Source organism: Prevotella melaninogenica (assembly GCF_003609775.1).
Lineage (GTDB): Bacteria > Bacteroidota > Bacteroidia > Bacteroidales > Bacteroidaceae > Prevotella > Prevotella melaninogenica_A.
Genome location: NZ_AP018049.1, coordinates 1,482,304 through 1,501,463 on the forward strand (window position 1 = coordinate 1,482,304; position 19,160 = coordinate 1,501,463).

Consider the following 19,160-nt stretch of genomic DNA (forward strand, 5'->3'; position numbering starts at 1 on the left):
TCATTAATAATAAGGGAAGAAACCTCCCCAAACTCCTCCAAAGGAGGGAATGTATTAGATAGCAGTGGGATTATCGTAACTTTATATCTTAATTACTTTTATCCAAACCGTTTCCCATTAGGCTCTTTCCACCCTTCGGTGGGGACGCAAAAGACTTTTTATTCCTCCGTTGGGAACTCCATGAGGTAAGCCTTAATGAAGTCATCAATCTTACCATCCATCACACCATCCACATCAGAAGTCTGATAATTAGTGCGATGGTCCTTCACACGACGGTCATCAAAGACGTAACTTCGAATCTGACTACCCCATTCTATCTTCTTCTTACCAGCCTCAATCTTAGCTTGTTCTTCCATGCGTTTCTTCATTGCACGGTCATACAACTGTGACTTCAAGAGCTGCATAGCCTTCGCACGGTTCTTTGGTTGGTCGCGAGTTTCCGTATTCTCAATGAGGATTTCTTCCTGTTCTCCAGTGTCAGGGTCTTCATATTGATAGCGTAGACGTACACCCGATTCCACCTTGTTGACGTTCTGTCCACCCGCACCGCTCGAACGGAAGGTGTCCCAACTAACACGAGCTGGGTCAACATATACCTCAATAGTGTCGTCTACCAATGGCGTAACGAAGACGCTGGCAAAGCTTGTCATACGCTTACCTTGGGCATTGAACGGACTTACACGTACCAAACGATGTACACCATTCTCACTCTTCAAATAGCCATAAGCATACTCTCCGCCCTCAAACTTCATTGTTACACTCTTGATACCAGCCTCATCGCCTTCCTGTATATCAGAGATAGTAACTCTATATCCCTGTGCTTCGCCCCAACGCATATACATACGCATCAGCATAGAAGCCCAGTCTTGACTCTCCGTACCACCCGCTCCAGAGTTAATCTTCATCACACACTCCATCGGGTCTTCCTCTTGACGAAGCATGTTCTTAAGCTCTAAGCCTTCGATTAACTTCAGAACCTTAGCATAAGCGGTGTCAACTTCCTCCTCAGTAACGAGTTCATCTTTATAGAAATCGAACGCTAACTGAACTTCATCAGCCAACGCACGAGTTTTATCATAGTCTTTGACCCATTTCTCTATATCCTTAACTTTCTTCATCTGCTCCTGTGCACGAGCTGGATCATCCCAAAAGTCTGGGGCTTGTGTACGGAGTTGTTCCTCCTCAAATTCGATTCGTTTCTTGTCAATATCAAGATAACGATGCAACGCTTCAGTGCGTTCTTGGATATCTTTTAGCTGATCTGCTGTTATCATCTTTATTCTTTTATCGTTGGAATGAGATTAGAAGATTTGGTAGAAATAGTGAGCCTAACAAGCCTTGTGAAGCTAACAAGCCTAATAAAGCTCGTAAAATACAGCCTAAGCCACCTTAACAATTAACGAGTCAACCCGTCAACTCATCAACTCTGCAACTCATTTACCTCCCTACTCCTCGTACATCTTTTCAATTACATCCTGATAACGACGGTTTACAACCGAACGTTTCAGCTTCAATGTATTCGTCAACTCTCCGCTTTCCATTGAGAAATGGTGAGGGAGAAGGGTGAAACGTTTAATCTTCTCGTATGATGCCAAACGCTGCTGTAAGGTATCGATACGCTCACGCATCATCTCGTTAACACGCTCATTCTGGCATAACTCCTCACGGTCCTTGAACTCAATATGATTTTCTTTTGCCCATTCTTCCAATACAGAAAACTCTGGAACAATCAGAGCAGCAACAAACTTACGCTGATCAGCAATAACCGAAACCTGCTCAATGAATTTATCAACAAGTAGCATACCTTCCACCATCTGTGGTGCAATATACTTACCATTCGAAGTCTTGAAAAGATCTTTGATACGTTCTTTTAAGAACAACTCACCATTCCTCATATAACCAGCATCACCAGTATGGAAGTAGCCATCCTTATCAAAAGCTTCTGCATTCGCACTGTCACGACGGAAGTAACCTGGCATAATCGTAGGACCCTTCAACAGAACCTCACCTTCATCGCTAATCTTGATATCAATACCTTGAAGTGGTCTACCCACAGAACCAACGGTATAAGACTGACCATCATGATCACAGGTAACGGTTGCAAGACTCTCTGTCAATCCATAACCAACGAGCATGTTAATTCCAATGCTATGTACAAACTCTTCAATCTCTGGAGAAACGTATGCACCTGCTGTTGGGAAGATATGAGGGTTCTCCAATCCTAACTGCTTGCGCACAAGGCTCAACACAGTCTTATTGACAAACTTATACTCCATCTCCAACCCCAAAGGAACACGCTTTCCACGTGCCAGATACTGTATATTACGCTTTCTACCAACGTTCAGAGCATAATAGAAGAGTTTACGCTGAACAATGCTGGACTTCTCCATGCGCTCCTTTACAGCCACATAAACCTTCTCCCAGAAACGAGGTACAGACGCCATACACGTTGGATGCGTCTCACGCATACTCTGCTGAATCTCCTTTGGATAAGTGTTTACAATCAATTCAGCACCCGCAGCGAGAGACAAACAAGCCCAACCACGCTCGAAGACATGACTGAACGGCAGGAAGTTGATAACACGGTCTTTTTCATTTACAGGCACACTCTTTCTATTGGCATCCATAGCTGCCTGATACATCTTATAAGTCAAGATAACTCCCTTACTCTCGCCAGTGGTACCACTTGTGTAAAGGATATTACAAATATCATCATAGTTTGCTGTTGCCAAACGCTCTTCTACCTCTGCCTCACGCGGAAAACCCTCACCTAACTTCAAGAAGTCTGCGAAATAAATAGAATTCGGATCATGCTGACTAAGGCGTACACTTGAATCAAAAACAATGATACGCTCCAGTGTAGGACAAAGAGATTGAATACGACGTGCTTTGTCATACTGCTCCTGTTCGCCAACGAAAAGAAACTTAATGCTGGCATCTTGAATCATGTATTGTATCTGCTGCTCAGAACTTGTTGCATAGAACGGAATGCTAATCACACGTACGCCGTATGCACCATAATCCGTATAAAGATGATGAATACAGTTCTGAGAAAATACGGCAATAGCCTCTTGTGGCTTCATTCCGAGGTTCAAGAGAGCATTTGATACTTCCTTTACGCGCATTGAGAACTGATTCCATGACACAGTCTTCCACTCCAGGCTACCAAAGTTACGGAAAGTGATTGCTGGTTTTGCACCGTATTTTTTTGCTTGTTCGTGAATAAGAACAGAGAGATGTCCGATTGTCTGCATTGTTTCCTAATTTATCTTCATCAAATCAGCATATATAAAAAAGCCTGAAAGTCTTTTATTCAAATAGCTGATTGCACTTTATTTTCTGCAAATATAAACATTTATCCGCAAAGCAAAAAATAAATTAGATATTAAATTGCAATTTTAGCCTTTTGGTTTCACTCTATCAAATAAAGAAGAATAGAACAATTATCTTCTTTTATAGAACAAAACACATCCTACATAAGTACCAATTAGAAATCCAAAAACTTACAATAAGAATTTACTGAAATATCTTCTGTGTAATTGTCATCAATAAGTTGAATCCATTTATATAACCTATTTCGATGCGTTTAATGCTCCGCACCATTGGTGTTTACCATCCGCACGATATGTGCGAAGCCTTAGCACGATATGTGCGAAGCATCAACACATCGGCTAATGATGAGAAGAAAGCAGCATTATAGATATTACAAAGAGGAAAATAAGATGTTTATAGCTAACTATTAAGAGGCAAAAAGCTTACAAGACAGCTATTAAAGAAGATTTTTCTTCATGATAAAAAAGAATTATTTTCATGATAAAAAAGAATTATTTTCATGATAAAAAAGAATTATCTTCATGAAAAGAAAGTTTTCTTCTCATGAAGATAATTTAGTTATAACGTACTATTGAGATTTGAAAGACGATAAAACACGAGGCAAGAAATCGTCACTTTACACTCAATAAGCCTACATTATTAATATAAGAGATAAGATGCTTATCAGCGCAACCACTGCTCTGGATTCAGCTTAGCTGTTTCCTTACGCAACTGGAACTGAAGAATACCCGTCTTACCAACGGTTCCAATGGTCTGTCCCGTACCAACCTTCTGACCCTTGCTGACACCAACAGAACCCAAGTTAGCATAAACAGAGATATAAATACCATGACGAATCATCACAACACTCATACCACCTGCCATGAACACACCACTCACCTCACCCATAAAGACACTGCGAACGGCTGCTCCAGGAGCACCCTTGATGTTGATACCATCATTATTCAGACGGATATTTGACATACCAGCCACATTGTACTGACCGAAGTGACTGACAATCTGACCCGTCAATGGCATTGGTAATCTACCACGGTTATTAGCGAAATTACCCGTTATCGCACGGTCGGCTGAGCTAAGCATATCATTGTTTTCAGCAGCAGATGCTCTCGCTGCTTCAGCCTCACGAGCAGCTCGCTCACGGTCAGCATCAGCCTTACGTTCAGCAGCCACACGGCTTGCCTCAGCCTCACGAGCCATCTGATCGGCACGAGCCTGCTCGGCAGCAGCACGCGCTTCAGCCTTTTCCTGTGCAGCACGAGCAGCAGCTTCCTGCTCCTCAACCTTACGAATAGCACGCTCACGAGCGGCAACACGTTCCTTCTGCAATGCTTCCTGACGAGCCTTTTCAGCCGCAGCACGGGCAGCGGCAGCACGGGCAGCAGCCTCCTGACGAGCTTTCGCAGCAGCTTCAGCAGCAGCACGAGCGGCAGCCTTAGCTTTCTCCTCACGCTCTTTTGCCTCAGCAATACGACGAGCATTCTCACGAGCGGCAGCTTCTGCAGCAGCCTTCTTGCGTGCCAATTCCTCTGCACGCTTCTTAGCGGCAGCGGCACGAGCGGCAGCCTGCGCCTTTGCTTCTGCTATAGCACGTTCGCGTGCCTTCTGTATTTCAATCTGAATGAGTCGGTCAATCTGTGCATTCAAAGCCTGTTGCTGTTGACGGCGCTGTGCGATAACACCCTGCAAGACCTTCTGATCGTTCTGCAAAGAGGTTACAACCGTCTGCTGTTCAACACGCTTACGTTCCATCTGAGCATGCACCTGACGGTCTTTGTAGAGAAGATTACTCTTATTAATACGCACCTGCTTCAACTGTGAGTGCTTCTCATCTACCTGCATCTGCTTAGCTTTGAGCTGTTCGCCCTGCGCACGCTGATAGGCAGCATACTCTCGGACGAAACGAAGACGACGATACATCTGGGTTAAGTTCTTTGCAGAAAAGACAAACATCATCTTATCTTGAATACTACGATGACGTGCCATGTATCGCATTGAACGGATGAAACGAGCACGACGCTCTCCCAACTGTGCCTCAAGAGAAGCCAGCTGACCTTTCAAAATACCGATATTCGTATCTAAGCCCTTGATGTCTGTGGCAATTGTGTCAATCGTTCTCTTGTGCTGACCGATTTCAGTATCGAGGCGAACAATCTTTTGCAGACGGTCATCAACGTCCTTCTGCTTTACTTTCATTTCCTCCTCGTGTTCCGAAATCTCTTGTTGCAACTTCTGGTTTTGCTGCTGCAAGCCCTTAATTTCCTCTGTTGTTACGTAGGCAGGACCCTTTGCACCCTTCTTACCAACATTGGCATTGCGAGCAGCAGCCTTACCACGTACAACTAACTGACCCTTAACCTGAACGGGTTGACCCTTGCCTTGAGGCTGCTGGCCATTGACAAGTTGCTGCTGTTGTACGTTACCATGCTGTTGCTTACCCTTTACTTGGGTTTGAGTTTGCTGCTTCTCAGCTACCTGCTTCTGACCTTTTACGTTAGTTACAGGAACTTCTGCTGGGCTATTTTGTTTCGCATCAAGAGCTTTTTTACCCTTCCCCTTTACAGAAGATTTTGTTTGAACAGGTTGATTGACAGCCGCTTTATGCTGTCTCCTATGCTTTCGTGAATGCTGAGCAGAAACACTCAGCATACACATGATTGACAATATGAATAATAAAGAAAGACGTTTCATTTAAAAGTTCATTAGTTTGCCGAGGATATCCTCTACGCTTACTTTTGTGTACTTATCAGATGGTGTGGTGAAAACTTCCCAATCGCTGGCATCGCTGAAGCTCTCAAGATCAAAGCTTGCCTTAAGTGTCTTCGCTGGCTTCTGTCCAAACTTTGGTGTATTGATTGTCAACATCTGACTTGCAGGGAAGAGTTTTGAGCCAAATGCTTTAAAGTCATCATAACTCCATGAGAGCTTTGAAGCACCATGAGCATTGCTGTTATAAGTAACAGTTGTCAGTACAATCTGGTTGTTCTTAGGGTTAACCGACCACTGATAATCCATCTTTCCATCTTTAAGACTTATCAGAGTAGAACCCTCTGTCTGTGCTTTGCTTTCATCAACAGCAAACTGTGAGAGGTCTGCTTCGCTTACCTTTTGCTGACGAGGAATGAACACTTGATTCCAGAAAAGCGACTGAAGTGAATAGAAGTTGATACCATTATCACGCAAGAAGCCTACCTCATCGTAGCTTGCCTTTACATACTGCTTATGGATACGGTCAATGAAGAGGACGTAATCCTTTGCAAACTCGATGCGTCCCACCTCACTACGAAGAATTGGAATCAGCAACTGCAAGCGGATAACCTCATCCTTACGCATACGCAAAATACCTGGTACGGTAATATCCTTACGCCCATCATTGAGCGTAAAAGTGAGGTTTGAAACGAGGTTCTTTTGGTAAAGTGCATTATCAGCAACACGCTGCATGACAACAAGACTCTCCATCTTGTTATCCTTTGGAGCAGGTGCTGTCTGCTGTGCAACCTTGTTATCCTGCACAGGTTTCTGTTGCACTACGGCTTTCTTTGTACCACATGATGCCAAGATTAGGGCAGTCATGCTTACAAGTAATATCTTTGTTTTCTTCATTCTGCTATGTATTTCTTTAGTTCTATCTTCTTTCTCAATGTCGCATTCTCCTTATTTCCATCGAGAGCTTTCCTCCAGTACTCAAGAGCTTTCTCTATATCGCCTGTCTGTGCATAGATATCACCAGCGTGTTCCTTTACAACATTGCTCAGAGTAGAGTCATTACGAATTGCTTGTTCGATATAAATCTTTGCCTCTTCGTAGCGCTTTTGCTGGAAAAGTATCCATGCGTAGGTGTCAAGATAAGTACTATTATTAGGCTCTGCCTTGATAGTCTTATAGCTCATCTGCTCTGCCTTTGTAAGGTTTTTATTCTCCTCACTGAGGTAATAAGCATAGTTGTTCAATGCAGCCACATTATCTGCTTTCCACTGCAAACAACTATCATACGCTTGAAAAGCCTCATCATTGCGCCCCTTCTCATGAAGGATATCACCCATAATAGCGTAGAAGTCTGACACAATACCAGGGTTACTGTCTGGCTTTATCTGTCCCACTCCCTTTCGGAAGGTCTCCAATGCAGCGTCACTATCGTGCTTTTGGAACTGAGCCATACCTTGGAAGTAATAGAATGCCATCTCATCTGGATTATACTCTATGGCTGGTCGGCAGATAGCGATGACCTTATCGTAGTCTTCTGTTTCCCAAATGTTTTGAATCAGAGCTACTCTTGCACGCGAATTATCAGGCTCTACCTCAATAGCTTGCTCATAAACGCGATTGATTTCAGCCTTTGGCCACTTGCGAAGTGTCATGTATGCGGCTTTAAGCATATAGATATCAGCGTCTTCTTGTGGAACGGCTAATGCCACAGAGAACTGTCGCATCACCTCAGTACTATCTGGGGTATTATCCTTCTGACTGCTTGTAATAATCTGACGGAGTAACTCTAACTTTGTTTCCTTCTCTGTTTTCGGCGATTGCAACAACTCCTGTAGGATTGTTTTTGCGGTTGCCTTGTCTCCGATGTTATTATAATAATCCATCATAGAGAGCTTAGCAAGCGAGTTATTAGGATCCTCTTTCAGTACATCACGGTACTTCTGAAGGGCTTCCTTCTTCTTTCCATTCTGCAAAAGCCAGTTTCCGAGCATCACACGATAGTTGAGATCGAGCGGATGACTGTCAACAAGTGCCTTCAACTCGTCGTACTCTTTGCGCTTTTCCCCCATCTGTTCGTAGAGTTGCATCTTGCTAAGTGAAATCTGCTCGTTGGTTCCTTCCAATATTTCCAGACGTTCCAAGCACTTAATCATCATCTTGTACTCATCCTGGGAAGCGTAAAGTTGATAGAGAAGTTGCAGCACATCAGAACGCATTTTATTAGATTCATAAAGACGTTCAAAGGCATTGATGGCATTAGGATAGTCCTTCTGTGATACGTAGAGTTTTCCTAATTTCTCCTGATAAGCCGAGTTCTCAGGATCAAGACTTGCCGCCTTCTCGAAGTATTCACGTGCCAATGCATCCTTCTTCATGTCCACATAAAAAGAGGCTAACTGATAATAAACCTCCGGTGCTTGTGGATTAAGGTCGCGTGCATGGCGCAGAAGGTCAAAGGCAGCCGTAAGGTTGCCCATATCCTGCTGTCGCATTGCCTCAAGGAAGAAGTAATTATAGCTTTGAAGGCTATCCTTTCGATCAGCATGCATTGCCAAAGAACCACCCAACAAAGCAAGAGCAAGGAGGGTACGGCGCATCTTTGTGACTTTCAATATAACGTTATTGAACATTTATCGTTTCTTTCTTTGTCTTTACTTCACACCCGTATGACCATATCCACCTTCACCACGTTCGGTCTCATCGAGTACTTCCACCTCAACAAACTCTGCTTGTTCGTGGCGTGCAATGACCATCTGCGCAATGCGTTCACCATCGTTTATGGTGAAAGGTTCATTGGAGAAATTAATGAGTAGTACCATGATTTCACCACGATAGTCGGCATCAATCGTACCAGGAGAGTTGAGAACAGTCAGTCCATGCTTTAAAGCAAGACCGCTACGAGGGCGCACCTGTGCTTCAAACCCCACTGGGAGAGCAATATGAAGACCAGTTGGAATGAGTCTTCTCTCCATTGGTTGCAGTACGATAGGTGCATCGATATTAGCGCGAAGGTCCATCCCCGCACTCTGTGAAGTAGCATAAGCAGGAAGCTGCTGATGCCCTTTATTGATTACTTTTATCTGTGTCATTGCCATATAATAAGGTACAAAATTAAGCATTTAAAGCCACATTCATACATTTTATGAAGTAAAAAACTTGTTTTTAGCCAATTTTAATTACTTTTGTGTGTAGCTTTCAAGTAGCTAATAAATCATAAACAGAATTCATCAACACCCAATATTCAACACCCAACACCCAACAAACATCATCAATGAACTGGCAACAACTCATATCAAATAAGCGTCTCGGACAAGAAGATCGTCACGCCCTTCGACACGACGACCGCTCTGAATTTAAGCGTGATAGCGACCGATTGATTTATTCCGCACCGTTCCGACGACTGCAAAACAAGACCCAAGTTTTCCCTCTTCCAGGTAGTGTCTTTGTACACAACCGCCTAACTCACTCTTTGGAAGTGGCTTCCTTGGGTAAATCCTTGGGTGATGACGTGGCAAGAAGACTCATCGAAATACACCCAGAGTTGCGTAGTACGCTCTTTGAAGAGATTGGAACCATCGTGCAGACAGCTTGTTACGCACATGACATGGGTAATCCTCCGTTCGGTCATAGTGGTGAAAAGGCTATGCAGGCATTCTTCACAGAAGGTCCAGGGATTAGCTTGAAGGAAAAAGTTAGCCCACATTTCTGGGAAGATATTACCCATTTTGAAGGTAATGCTAATGCTTTCCGCCTGCTTACCCATCGTTTCTTAGGCCGAAGAGAAGGTGGTTTTGTGATGACTTATAGTACTTTAGCGAGTATCGTAAAGTATCCTTTCAGTTCTACATACGCCAGTAAACATGGCAAGTTTGGCTTCTTTGCTACGGAAGAAGAAACCTATAAGAAGATTGCTGACGAGTTAGGTATCATTCAAAAGGATAGTTCTGAGGACGGTATCTGTTATGTTCGCCATCCGTTGACCTATCTTATGGAGGCAGCAGACGATATCTGTTACGAGATTATGGATATCGAAGACTCACACAAACTCAAGCTCCTATCCTTTGAAGAGACAGCCGATTTGCTCCTTGGCTTCTTCGATGAAGAAACCAGAAAGAGCATCCGAAAACGCATAGAAGACGAGGGTGTGACCGACCAAAACGAGCAAGTCGTTTACTTCCGTGCGTGTGCCGTTGGATTATTAGAGGCAGAATGCGTCAATGTCTTTGTTGAACATGAGGAGGAGATACTTAACGGAACCTTCGAAGGGTCGCTCATCAAGCATATTTCCGAACTTCCACGACAGGCTTACAAACACTGTACAGAGGTCTCTGTGGATAGGATTTACCGCAGTAAAGCAGTCCTCGACGTTGAGCTATCAGGTTATAAGATTATGGAAACACTGATGGAAGCACTCATTGGTGCTGCCGTTGAGCCTGAACACTTCCATAGTCAGCAACTTATCAGACGTTTCTCAAGCCAGTATGACATCCAAAGTCCTTGTCTTGAAACACGTATCATGGCAGTCCTTGACTTCATCAGTGGAATGACAGATATCTATGCACTCGACATCTATCAGAAGATAAATGGTATCAGTTTGCCACTGATATAAAAGCCTCCCCCGACCCCTCCGAAAGGAGGGGAGGCAAAGAGGGAAAAAGATGGATGCTATTCTCACACTATCATCGCAGTTATTCACTCTTTCAGAGGGACTTAAAGAAATTCTCTGGGAGGACATTTGGAAAAGCTTCTGACATGGAAATCAACACAAAGGTACCCCACAACGCATTTGTCTTAACTCCATTTCACTCCTTCTATTCCTCCAACTCCTAAGTTTCCTTCCCTCCCTTTCACCTCTTCAACTCCTCTAACTCCCCAATAGAAACAATGGAAAATCAATATAAGAAAACCTTTCCTGACCTCATGGTAGATAAGAAGATTATCTACGTTCACGGCTTTATGTCAGCCGGTTCAAGTCATACGGTACAGATGCTGAGGGACTATATGCCCGAAGCAACTGTCATTGCGCCCGATCTCCCCATACATCCTGAGGAGGCAATGGAACTATTACGCAACCTTGTTGACACCGAAAAGCCCGACCTTATCATTGGTACTTCAATGGGAGGTATGTACACAGAGATGCTTTATGGTGTCGACCGTATCTGCGTGAATCCTGCTTTTCAAATGGGAACAACCATCAGCGAGAGTAATATGATGGGTAAACAGATATTCCAAAATGAGCGACAAGATGGCGTACAGGAGGTTATCGTGACCAAAGCATTGGTAAAGGAATACAAAGAGATAACTGAAAAGTGTTTCTCACAAGTGACAGAGGAAGAGCAGCAACGCGTCTTCGGACTTTTTGGTGATGCTGACCCATTTGTCCACACCTTTGACCTTTTCCATGAACATTACCCTCAGGCAATCCATTTTCATGGTGAACATAGACTTATCGAGAAGGTTGTATTCCATTATCTCATGCCCGTTATCCGATGGATTGATGACCGACAGGAAGGCCGCGAACGTCGTACGGTACTCATTGACCAGAACACCCTCGCTGATGGATATGGTAAACCGAAATCAAGTCTGAATAAAGCTTACGAGTTCTTACTTGATAACTATAACGTATTCTTTGTGTGTCCTGCACCTACCAACAATCCATCAGCCATCACTGAACAACAGGCATGGATTGAAGATGCTTTCAGCGCACCAGCATGGAACCATACGATCTTCACCAACCAGCCTCACCTTCTCTATGGCGACTACTTCATTAGTAGTACTGAACACGACGACTTCCTCGGCACAAGCCTACTTTTCGGTAGCGAAGAGTTCAAGACTTGGGAGGATATTATCACTTTCTTTGAACGCTTGGGAGGACAGTAAGCAGGCGAAAAGTCTCATTTCTGTGAATTATTTTCATGAAAAGAAATATTTTTCATCGTGAAAAGAAATATTTATTTTCATGAAAATAAATTCTTCTCTTCATGAAAATAATTCACAACAATAGGCTTTCTGCAATAAAGAACGTTCACAACCAACTGATAACAAAGCAATAACACCCACTCAAAACATAACCCAACGAATTAGTCCCCACACATAGTATAAAAACAATTCTTCTTTATTAACAAGGACTGGGGAAACATTATCATAATGGCACACGAACTATTCTCACGTATCGCTGACATCCTTTCGGCACCTTCTGAAGCGCAGGCTCTTATCATGCACGAGACACTCGTCATTGCTTGTCATGAAGGATTAAAAAACACCCGACATGGTTTCGGCAACCTTTCTTCGCAGGTGGAGTCGCTCTGCCGACAGCATAATATTGCCCCACAAGACATTGTGGCAATCCAGAAAATGCGCCGACATAGTAACTCTTACGCTCCGATTCTACCTGAAGATGTGGCTTACGACTGTCGTGCCTTAGCTATTTTCGTTTCTGCTGTTGTGCAAGAAGCTATTCCTTCGTTCCTCGTTGGAAAGATTCCTGCACACGGACGCATCACAGAGAACATTCAGATTACGAATTATCGTTACATTCGTTGTATCGTAAGAAAGTGGGACGAAAGTACTATTCAGGTAGCTGTAACCAATCAAGACAGTAGCGAAGAACTCTTAACGGTGGACTATATGAACACACCAGACTACATTGATTTCAGCTACTTACGCCCGATGCTACGCGAAGGAATGCAGCTAAATCTCCTTGACTGTACTGTCACCCGAAAGAAGGTCGTACCGCGCCTTATCGTTGTTGAGCCAGACTATCTGATAGATATCTCTACCATAGCTAACTGTTTTGAGACTTACGGACACCATCCGTTGCTTTTCACCGTCAATAGACTTACTCCTCGCCTCAGCAATAAACACATTGTATTGGGTAATTTCGCAGGTTCTGCACTCGATGATATCATCAATCATCCTGCAGAATACGATATCAAAGAAACCTTCCGTTCTAACTTCAGAGAGAAGGCTTTGGACTATGCGACCTGTCCCGACTTTGATGCAGCGTCCTTCAAACAAGATGCAGAACGACAAGTGGAGAATATCAAGGAAATTGTTGATGAAATCTTCCAAACCTTCGACCGTGAGAAAGCAATTCTTGAACCTTCATTCGTTTGCGAGCGATTGGGCATACAGGGTCGTGTTGACTTGATGACAACAGACTTAAAACTACTTGTTGAGCAGAAGTCGGGAAAGAATACTTTTATTGAACGCAAATACAAAAATCCACATGGGTCGCTCCATGTTGAGAAACACTACGTGCAGGTGTTGCTCTACTATGGTATCTTGCAATATAACTTCCAACTCAGTCCGAAGAATGCACACATCCAACTCTTGTATTCTAAATATCCCCTACCCGACGGACTGCTCGAAGTGGAGCCCCTCCAAAAGCTGATTCGTGAAGCTATTCGCTTCCGTAATCAAGCTGTTGCAACGGAGTTTTGGATGGCTGAAAATGGCTTTGATAGGATGTTACCATTGCTCACACCGCAGACATTGAACGTTGAGAAGCAAAACGATAACTTCTACAATAGATACCTCTTACCACAACTCACTGAGACACTGGCACCACTTCACCAACTCAACGACCTTGAACGTGCTTATTTCACACGTATGATGACCTTTGTTATCAAGGAACAATTAGTATCGAAAGTGGGTGTGCAAGAAGGTGTAGGAAACAGTAATGCTGACCTATGGAACATGCCTCTTGCAGAGAAGAAAGAGACAGGAAACATCTATACAGGGCTGACTATCATTGAGAAAGAACGTAGCAGCTCGTTCAATGGCTATGATACAATAACACTATCTGTACCCCAACAGGGCGAAGATTTCCTCCCTAACTTTCGCCGAGGAGATATGATTTATCTCTATTCGTACAAGAAGAACGAGGCACCTGACGTGAGAAAGAGTATTCTCTTTAAAGGTTCTTTACAAGAGATACATGGTGATAGCATTACTGTACACCTCAATGACGGACAGCAAAACCCTAATCTTATCAGCGGAGATTACTTCGCTATTGAGCATGCAGGTAGTGACATCGGTGGAACATCAGCTATCAGAAGTCTTTACACCTTCATCACATCAAACGAAGAACGTCGTCAGTTGCTCTTAGGACAACGCACACCACGCGTCGATAAATCCCTTACCTTATCCCGTAGCTACCATCCCGATTATGACGAAATCATCTTGAAAGCTAAGCAGGCACAGGATTATTTCCTTCTTATCGGTCCTCCCGGCACTGGCAAAACCTCGCAGGCTCTGCAATTCCTTGTGCGTGAGCAGCTGGCAGAAAGCATCTATTCACAACCATCATCAGCTTATTCAGCAGAAGATTCTGAACACAACAAACTTTCAGAAACCATCAACACCCAACACTCAACACCCAACACCCAGACGTCAATCCTCCTCCTTGCCTATACAAATCGCGCTGTTGACGAAATTTGTAATATGCTAACAGAGAACGATATTGACTATATCCGTATTGGTAACGAGTTCAGTTGTGATCCGAAATATAGTGACCATTTGTTGAAGGAAGTGTTAGATGACAACGCAACCCTCAACAGCATAAAGTCTACCTTAGCAGATGCTCAAATCGTTGTTGCCACAACCTCAACAATGAACAGCAATGCTGCACTCTTTAATATCAAGCATTTCGACCTTGCAATCATTGATGAAGCGAGTCAAATATTAGAACCAAATATCATAGGATTACTATCTACCCGACATGCAGAAAGGCGTGCAATAGAGCGGTTTGTACTAATTGGCGATCATAAACAATTACCTGCGGTGGTGCAACAACAGGACTCTTTAGAAACGGAAGAAACCAATATTTTCCTCAAAAATATCCACCTTTTATCATGCTCAAACTCCCTCTTTGAACGCCTTATCCTTACAGAGCGAGCTGCAGGGAGAACTGAGTTTGTTGGTACACTGCACAAACAAGGGCGAATGCATCCAGACATTGCCGACTTTGCTAATCGTAAGTTCTACGTACGTGAACAACTTGAATGCGTACCATTAGCGCATCAGTTGGAGCAGACATTGGCTTATAACGAAACGAGTGAGGACAAGACGGATGATGTTTTGAAGGCGCATCGTATGATTTTCATCCCTTCAAAGCCATGTCGACAACTGAATATTTCAGAGAAAGTAAACACGGAGGAGGCGCGTATCATTACCGACCTGCTAAGACGTCTGTACCGACAACTCGGCAAAAACTTCGACCCACAGAAGTCTGTTGGTGTCATTGTGCCTTACCGCAATCAGATTGCAATGATTAGAAAGGAGATTGAGAAACTTGGTATTCCAGAATTAGAAGAAATCAGTATTGACACCGTTGAACGCTATCAGGGCAGCCAGCGTGACATCATCCTCTACTCCTTCACCATTCAAAGTCGCTATCAACTCGATTTCCTCACCGCCAACACATTCTACGAAGACGGTCAACCTATTGATCGTAAACTGAATGTTGCCATCACAAGAGCCCGCAAACAGTTGATTCTTACAGGTAATGAGCCGACATTAAGACAAAACCAAATCTTCGCAGAACTCATTGATTATATCAAAGAAAAGGGTGGATATTATACCATTGAAAGGTAAAATAGGAAAGAAGCTTTGATAGGAAGAGGATGCGAAAGGTAAGAAATGAAGACATAGAAGCATAGAAGATAAAAGGATTATACAGACATCGGGGGATAAAAAGTAACTTTCTCCACGTCGTACGATGTGTAAGCACCATTGGTGCTAAGCCTCCGCACCATTGGTGCTGGGCATGAACACCAGTGGTGTTAACGCCTAAACACCACTTCACAGACAATCAACATGACAGCAATCTATCGTTAGAAAGGACTTACACAACTGACTATAACCATGAATATCTACGACAAATAGCCGTCTTTATAATGAAATACAGCAGTTCTACTATACCTTAAAAGTAATCAAGTCCCTGAATTTTGAATTATAAACTGTGCCTTTAAAGTAATCAAAATTATGAATTATGAATTATGAATTATGAATTAAAACCAATCATAATTATGAATTCTGAATTATAAATTATGAATTAAAACCAATCATAATATATGAATTATGAATTATGAATTATGAATTACCCCCTCCTCCTGCTGTTATTCGGCTGATTTTCCGTAACTTTGCAGGCAGATAAAAAGAAACAAATGATGAAGATAGAAGAGCAAATTACCGTTGCTGCACTTGCAGCTGTCAAGGAATTGTATGGAACAGAAGTTCCTGAAAAGATGATTCAGCTGCAGAAGACACGCAGCGACTTTGAGGGTAACCTCACACTCGTCACCTTCCCATTGCTGAAGACTTCACACAAGAAGCCTGAAGATACGGCACAGGATTTAGGTGAATACCTAAAGAAGAACTGTAAGGCTGTAGCCGACTTCAACGTTGTAAAGGGCTTCCTTAACCTCGTTATTGCACAAGCAGCATGGACAGGTCTGTTGAATGATATCAACGCTGACGAGAAGTTTGGCGAGAAGCGTGTGACAGACGAGAGCCCATTGGTGATGATCGAATACTCTTCACCTAACACCAACAAGCCACTTCACCTCGGTCACGTTCGTAACAACCTACTTGGTTGGTCATTGGCACAGATTATGGAGGCTAACGGCAACAAGGTAGTAAAGACAAATATCGTTAATGACCGTGGTATCCACATCTGTAAGTCTATGTTGGCTTGGCAGAAGTGGGGCAATGGCATCACACCAGAGCAGGCAGGCAAGAAAGGCGACCACTTAGTTGGTGACTTCTATGTTCTCTTCGATAAGCACCTCAAAGAGGAGTGCAAGCAGTTGCAAGAGCAGTATGAGAAGGAGGGATTGACAGCCGAAGAGGCAAAAGAAAAGGCTGAGCACGAGGCTCCACTGATGAAGGAAACACGCGATATGCTCGTGAAGTGGGAAGCTAACGACCCTGAGGTTCGTGGTTTGTGGGAAATGATGAACAACTGGGTATATGCAGGTTTCGATGAGACTTACAAAGCATTGGGCGTTGGTTTCGATAAGATTTACTACGAGTCAAGCACTTATCTCGCTGGTAAGAAGAAGGTGGAAGAAGGTCTTGCAAAGGGTCTTTTTATCCGCAAGGAAGACAACTCTGTATGGGCTGACCTCACCAACGAGGGCTTAGATCAGAAGCTCTTGTTGCGTAAGGACGGCACATCGGTTTATATGACACAGGACATTGGTACTGCAGAGATGCGTTTCAATGACTACCCTATCGACAAGATGATTTATGTTGTTGGTAACGAGCAGAACTATCACTTCCAAGTTCTCTCTATCCTCTTGGACCGTTTAGGCTTCAAGTGGGGTAAAGACCTTGTACACTTCTCATACGGTATGGTTGAATTGCCAAACGGTAAGATGAAGAGTCGTGAGGGAACAGTTGTCGATGCAGACGACCTTGTTGCTTCAATGATTGAGAATGCTAAGAGTCTTAGCGAGGATAAGGTGAACAAGTTGGAAGGTATCACTGAAGAAGAGAAGAACGAGATTGCACGTATCGTGGGTATGGGTGCTTTGAAGTACTTCATCCTTAAGGTCGATGCACGCAAGAATATGCTCTTCAACCCAGAGGAGTCTATTGACTTCAATGGTAACACGGGACCATTCATTCAGTACACTTACGCACGAATCCGCAGTATCCTCCGTAAGGCTGAAGCACAGAACATCACCTTGCCAGCATCACTCAACGACGATGCTCCACTGAACGACAAGGAGATTGCACTCATCCAGAAGCTCAACGACTTCGGTGCTGCAGTTGCACAGGCTGGTATTGACTATAGCCCAAGTGGTATTGCAAACTACTGCTATGAGCTGACTAAGGAGTTCAACCAGTTCTATCATGACTACAGCATCCTCAACGCTGACACCGAAGCAGAGAAGATTACCCGCCTTGTGATTGCCAAGAATGTGGCTAAGGTCATCAAGAATGGTATGGCATTGCTCGGTATTGAAGTGCCTGAGAGGATGTAAAGCCCCACCCCGACCCTCCCCGAAAGGGGAGGGAGGCAAATAGGATAAGAAAGGTCATAGTAGCCCTTTTTGAAGAAAGGGGAGGGAAACTAATTGGACAAGGGGTATAAAAGTAAGACTTGATTAGACTATGTATATCTACGAAACGGCTGATGAGATAGAGTATGAACTGCTAAAAGCGAATGCTATCAAGAACAGACAGTACGCTACACAAGCAGAAAATCTACTTTGGTTATACCTAAAAGGAAAACAAAGTGGATATAAGTTTCGTAGACAACATATCATCAAACAATACATTGCCGACTTCATCAACCTTAAGTATAAACTTATTGTTGAAATTGATGGTAAGTATCATTTTAATGATGATCAGATTATAAAGGATGAGGAACGGACTCGTAACCTTGAGCAATGGGGTTATACAGTCATCCGATTCACTAATGAAGAAATCTTCAACCATCGGGAAGAAGTTATCAAGAAGATTAAAGAAACCATAATGGCAATAGACTCACATAACACGAATCAAGCTGGTGGTGCTCAGCCAAACACACAGACGAGTTCTCAAACAAACTCTCAGTCAGCTATCCAACCACAGCAAACTGGGGCTTCCCCCCTTTCGGGGGGACTGAGGGGGGCTGGTGCTTGGGCTGTTGACGCTGCTTGTTCTGGCAACCCGGGACCGATGGAGTATCAATGTGTTGACCTACAAACTGGTGCAAGAGTCTTCCATTTTGGTCCAGTTATGGGAACGAACAACATTGGTGAGTTCCTCGCTATTGTTCATGCTTTGGCACTGATGGAGAAGCAAGGTATCAAGGATAAGGTTATTTATAGCGACTCTTACAATGCTATCTTATGGGTAAATAAAAAACGTTGTAAGACTACTTTTGTCCGCAATGCAGAAACTGAAGAACTCCATCAAATCATTGCTCGTGCAGAACAGTGGCTGCAGACGCATAAGGTTACAACACCTATTATAAAGTGGGAAACAAAGCAGTGGGGTGAGATCCCTGCCGACTTCGGAAGGAAGTAAAGCCCCACCCCGACCCTCCCCGAAAGGGGAGGGAGGCAAAATTGCCTATGGTTTGGTATGGAAAAATGATTTGAAATAACAACAGAAAATAAAAAAGCTCC

General features: G+C 43.5%; 11 protein-coding genes and 1 pseudogene. 6 read left to right on the top strand and 6 right to left on the bottom strand.

Going from position 1 to position 19,160, the window contains the following annotated elements; translation table 11 throughout:
• Positions 1 to 158: 158 nt before the first annotated feature.
• The 6 genes from prfB to dut form a co-directional block, all read right to left on the bottom strand.
• Positions 159 to 1,274, bottom strand: a complete 1,116-nt coding sequence (prfB, locus tag PMEL_RS06050) for a peptide chain release factor 2 (protein WP_120174420.1) — start codon at positions 1,272 to 1,274, stop codon at positions 159 to 161.
• Positions 1,275 to 1,445: 171 nt separating this feature from the next.
• Positions 1,446 to 3,254, bottom strand: a complete 1,809-nt coding sequence (locus PMEL_RS06055) for an AMP-dependent synthetase/ligase (RefSeq protein ID WP_120174421.1) — start codon at positions 3,252 to 3,254, stop codon at positions 1,446 to 1,448.
• A gap of 742 nt (positions 3,255 to 3,996) precedes the next feature.
• Positions 3,997 to 6,021, bottom strand: coding sequence for a murein hydrolase activator EnvC family protein (locus PMEL_RS06060; RefSeq protein ID WP_120174422.1), 2,025 nt, complete (start codon positions 6,019 to 6,021; stop codon positions 3,997 to 3,999).
• Positions 6,022 to 6,933: a DUF4292 domain-containing protein gene (locus PMEL_RS06065; RefSeq protein WP_120174423.1), complete on the bottom strand. Its 912-nt coding sequence runs from the start codon at positions 6,931 to 6,933 to the stop codon at positions 6,022 to 6,024.
• Complete coding sequence (locus tag PMEL_RS06070; protein ID WP_120174424.1) at positions 6,930 to 8,666, bottom strand: tetratricopeptide repeat protein; 1,737 nt, start codon at positions 8,664 to 8,666, stop codon at positions 6,930 to 6,932. The genes PMEL_RS06065 and PMEL_RS06070 overlap by 4 nt, the downstream gene beginning before the upstream one ends.
• A 21-nt stretch (positions 8,667 to 8,687) precedes the next feature.
• Positions 8,688 to 9,125 (bottom strand): dUTP diphosphatase, encoded by a 438-nt coding sequence (gene dut, locus PMEL_RS06075; RefSeq protein ID WP_120174656.1) that lies wholly within the window; start codon positions 9,123 to 9,125, stop codon positions 8,688 to 8,690.
• 182 nt (positions 9,126 to 9,307) lie between these two features.
• Between dut and dgt the strand changes: the two genes are divergently transcribed.
• The 6 genes and pseudogenes from dgt to PMEL_RS12535 all read left to right on the top strand — a co-directional run bounded on the left by dgt (position 9,308) and on the right by PMEL_RS12535 (position 19,059).
• Entirely contained in the window at positions 9,308 to 10,645 is a 1,338-nt protein-coding gene (gene dgt / locus PMEL_RS06080; RefSeq protein ID WP_120174425.1) for a dGTP triphosphohydrolase, read from the top strand.
• Positions 10,646 to 10,920: 275 nt separating this feature from the next.
• Positions 10,921 to 11,916 carry a YqiA/YcfP family alpha/beta fold hydrolase gene (locus tag PMEL_RS06085; RefSeq protein ID WP_120174426.1) on the top strand — a complete coding sequence of 332 codons (996 nt, stop codon included), beginning with the start codon at positions 10,921 to 10,923 and terminating at the stop codon, positions 11,914 to 11,916.
• A 267-nt stretch (positions 11,917 to 12,183) separates the two neighbouring features.
• On the top strand, positions 12,184 to 15,633 hold the full coding sequence (locus tag PMEL_RS06090) for a DEAD/DEAH box helicase (RefSeq protein ID WP_120174427.1): 3,450 nt from the start codon (positions 12,184 to 12,186) through the stop codon (positions 15,631 to 15,633).
• 575 nt (positions 15,634 to 16,208) lie between these two features.
• Positions 16,209 to 18,029, top strand: coding sequence for an arginine--tRNA ligase (gene argS, locus PMEL_RS06095; protein WP_120174428.1), 1,821 nt, complete (start codon positions 16,209 to 16,211; stop codon positions 18,027 to 18,029).
• A gap of 130 nt (positions 18,030 to 18,159) precedes the next feature.
• A pseudogene (locus PMEL_RS12530) lies at positions 18,160 to 18,510 on the top strand (endonuclease domain-containing protein); the annotation flags it as partial.
• A gap of 12 nt (positions 18,511 to 18,522) precedes the next feature.
• Positions 18,523 to 19,059, top strand: coding sequence for an RNase H family protein (locus PMEL_RS12535; protein ID WP_317125171.1), 537 nt, complete (start codon positions 18,523 to 18,525; stop codon positions 19,057 to 19,059).
• The last annotated feature ends 101 nt before the right edge of the window (positions 19,060 to 19,160 follow it).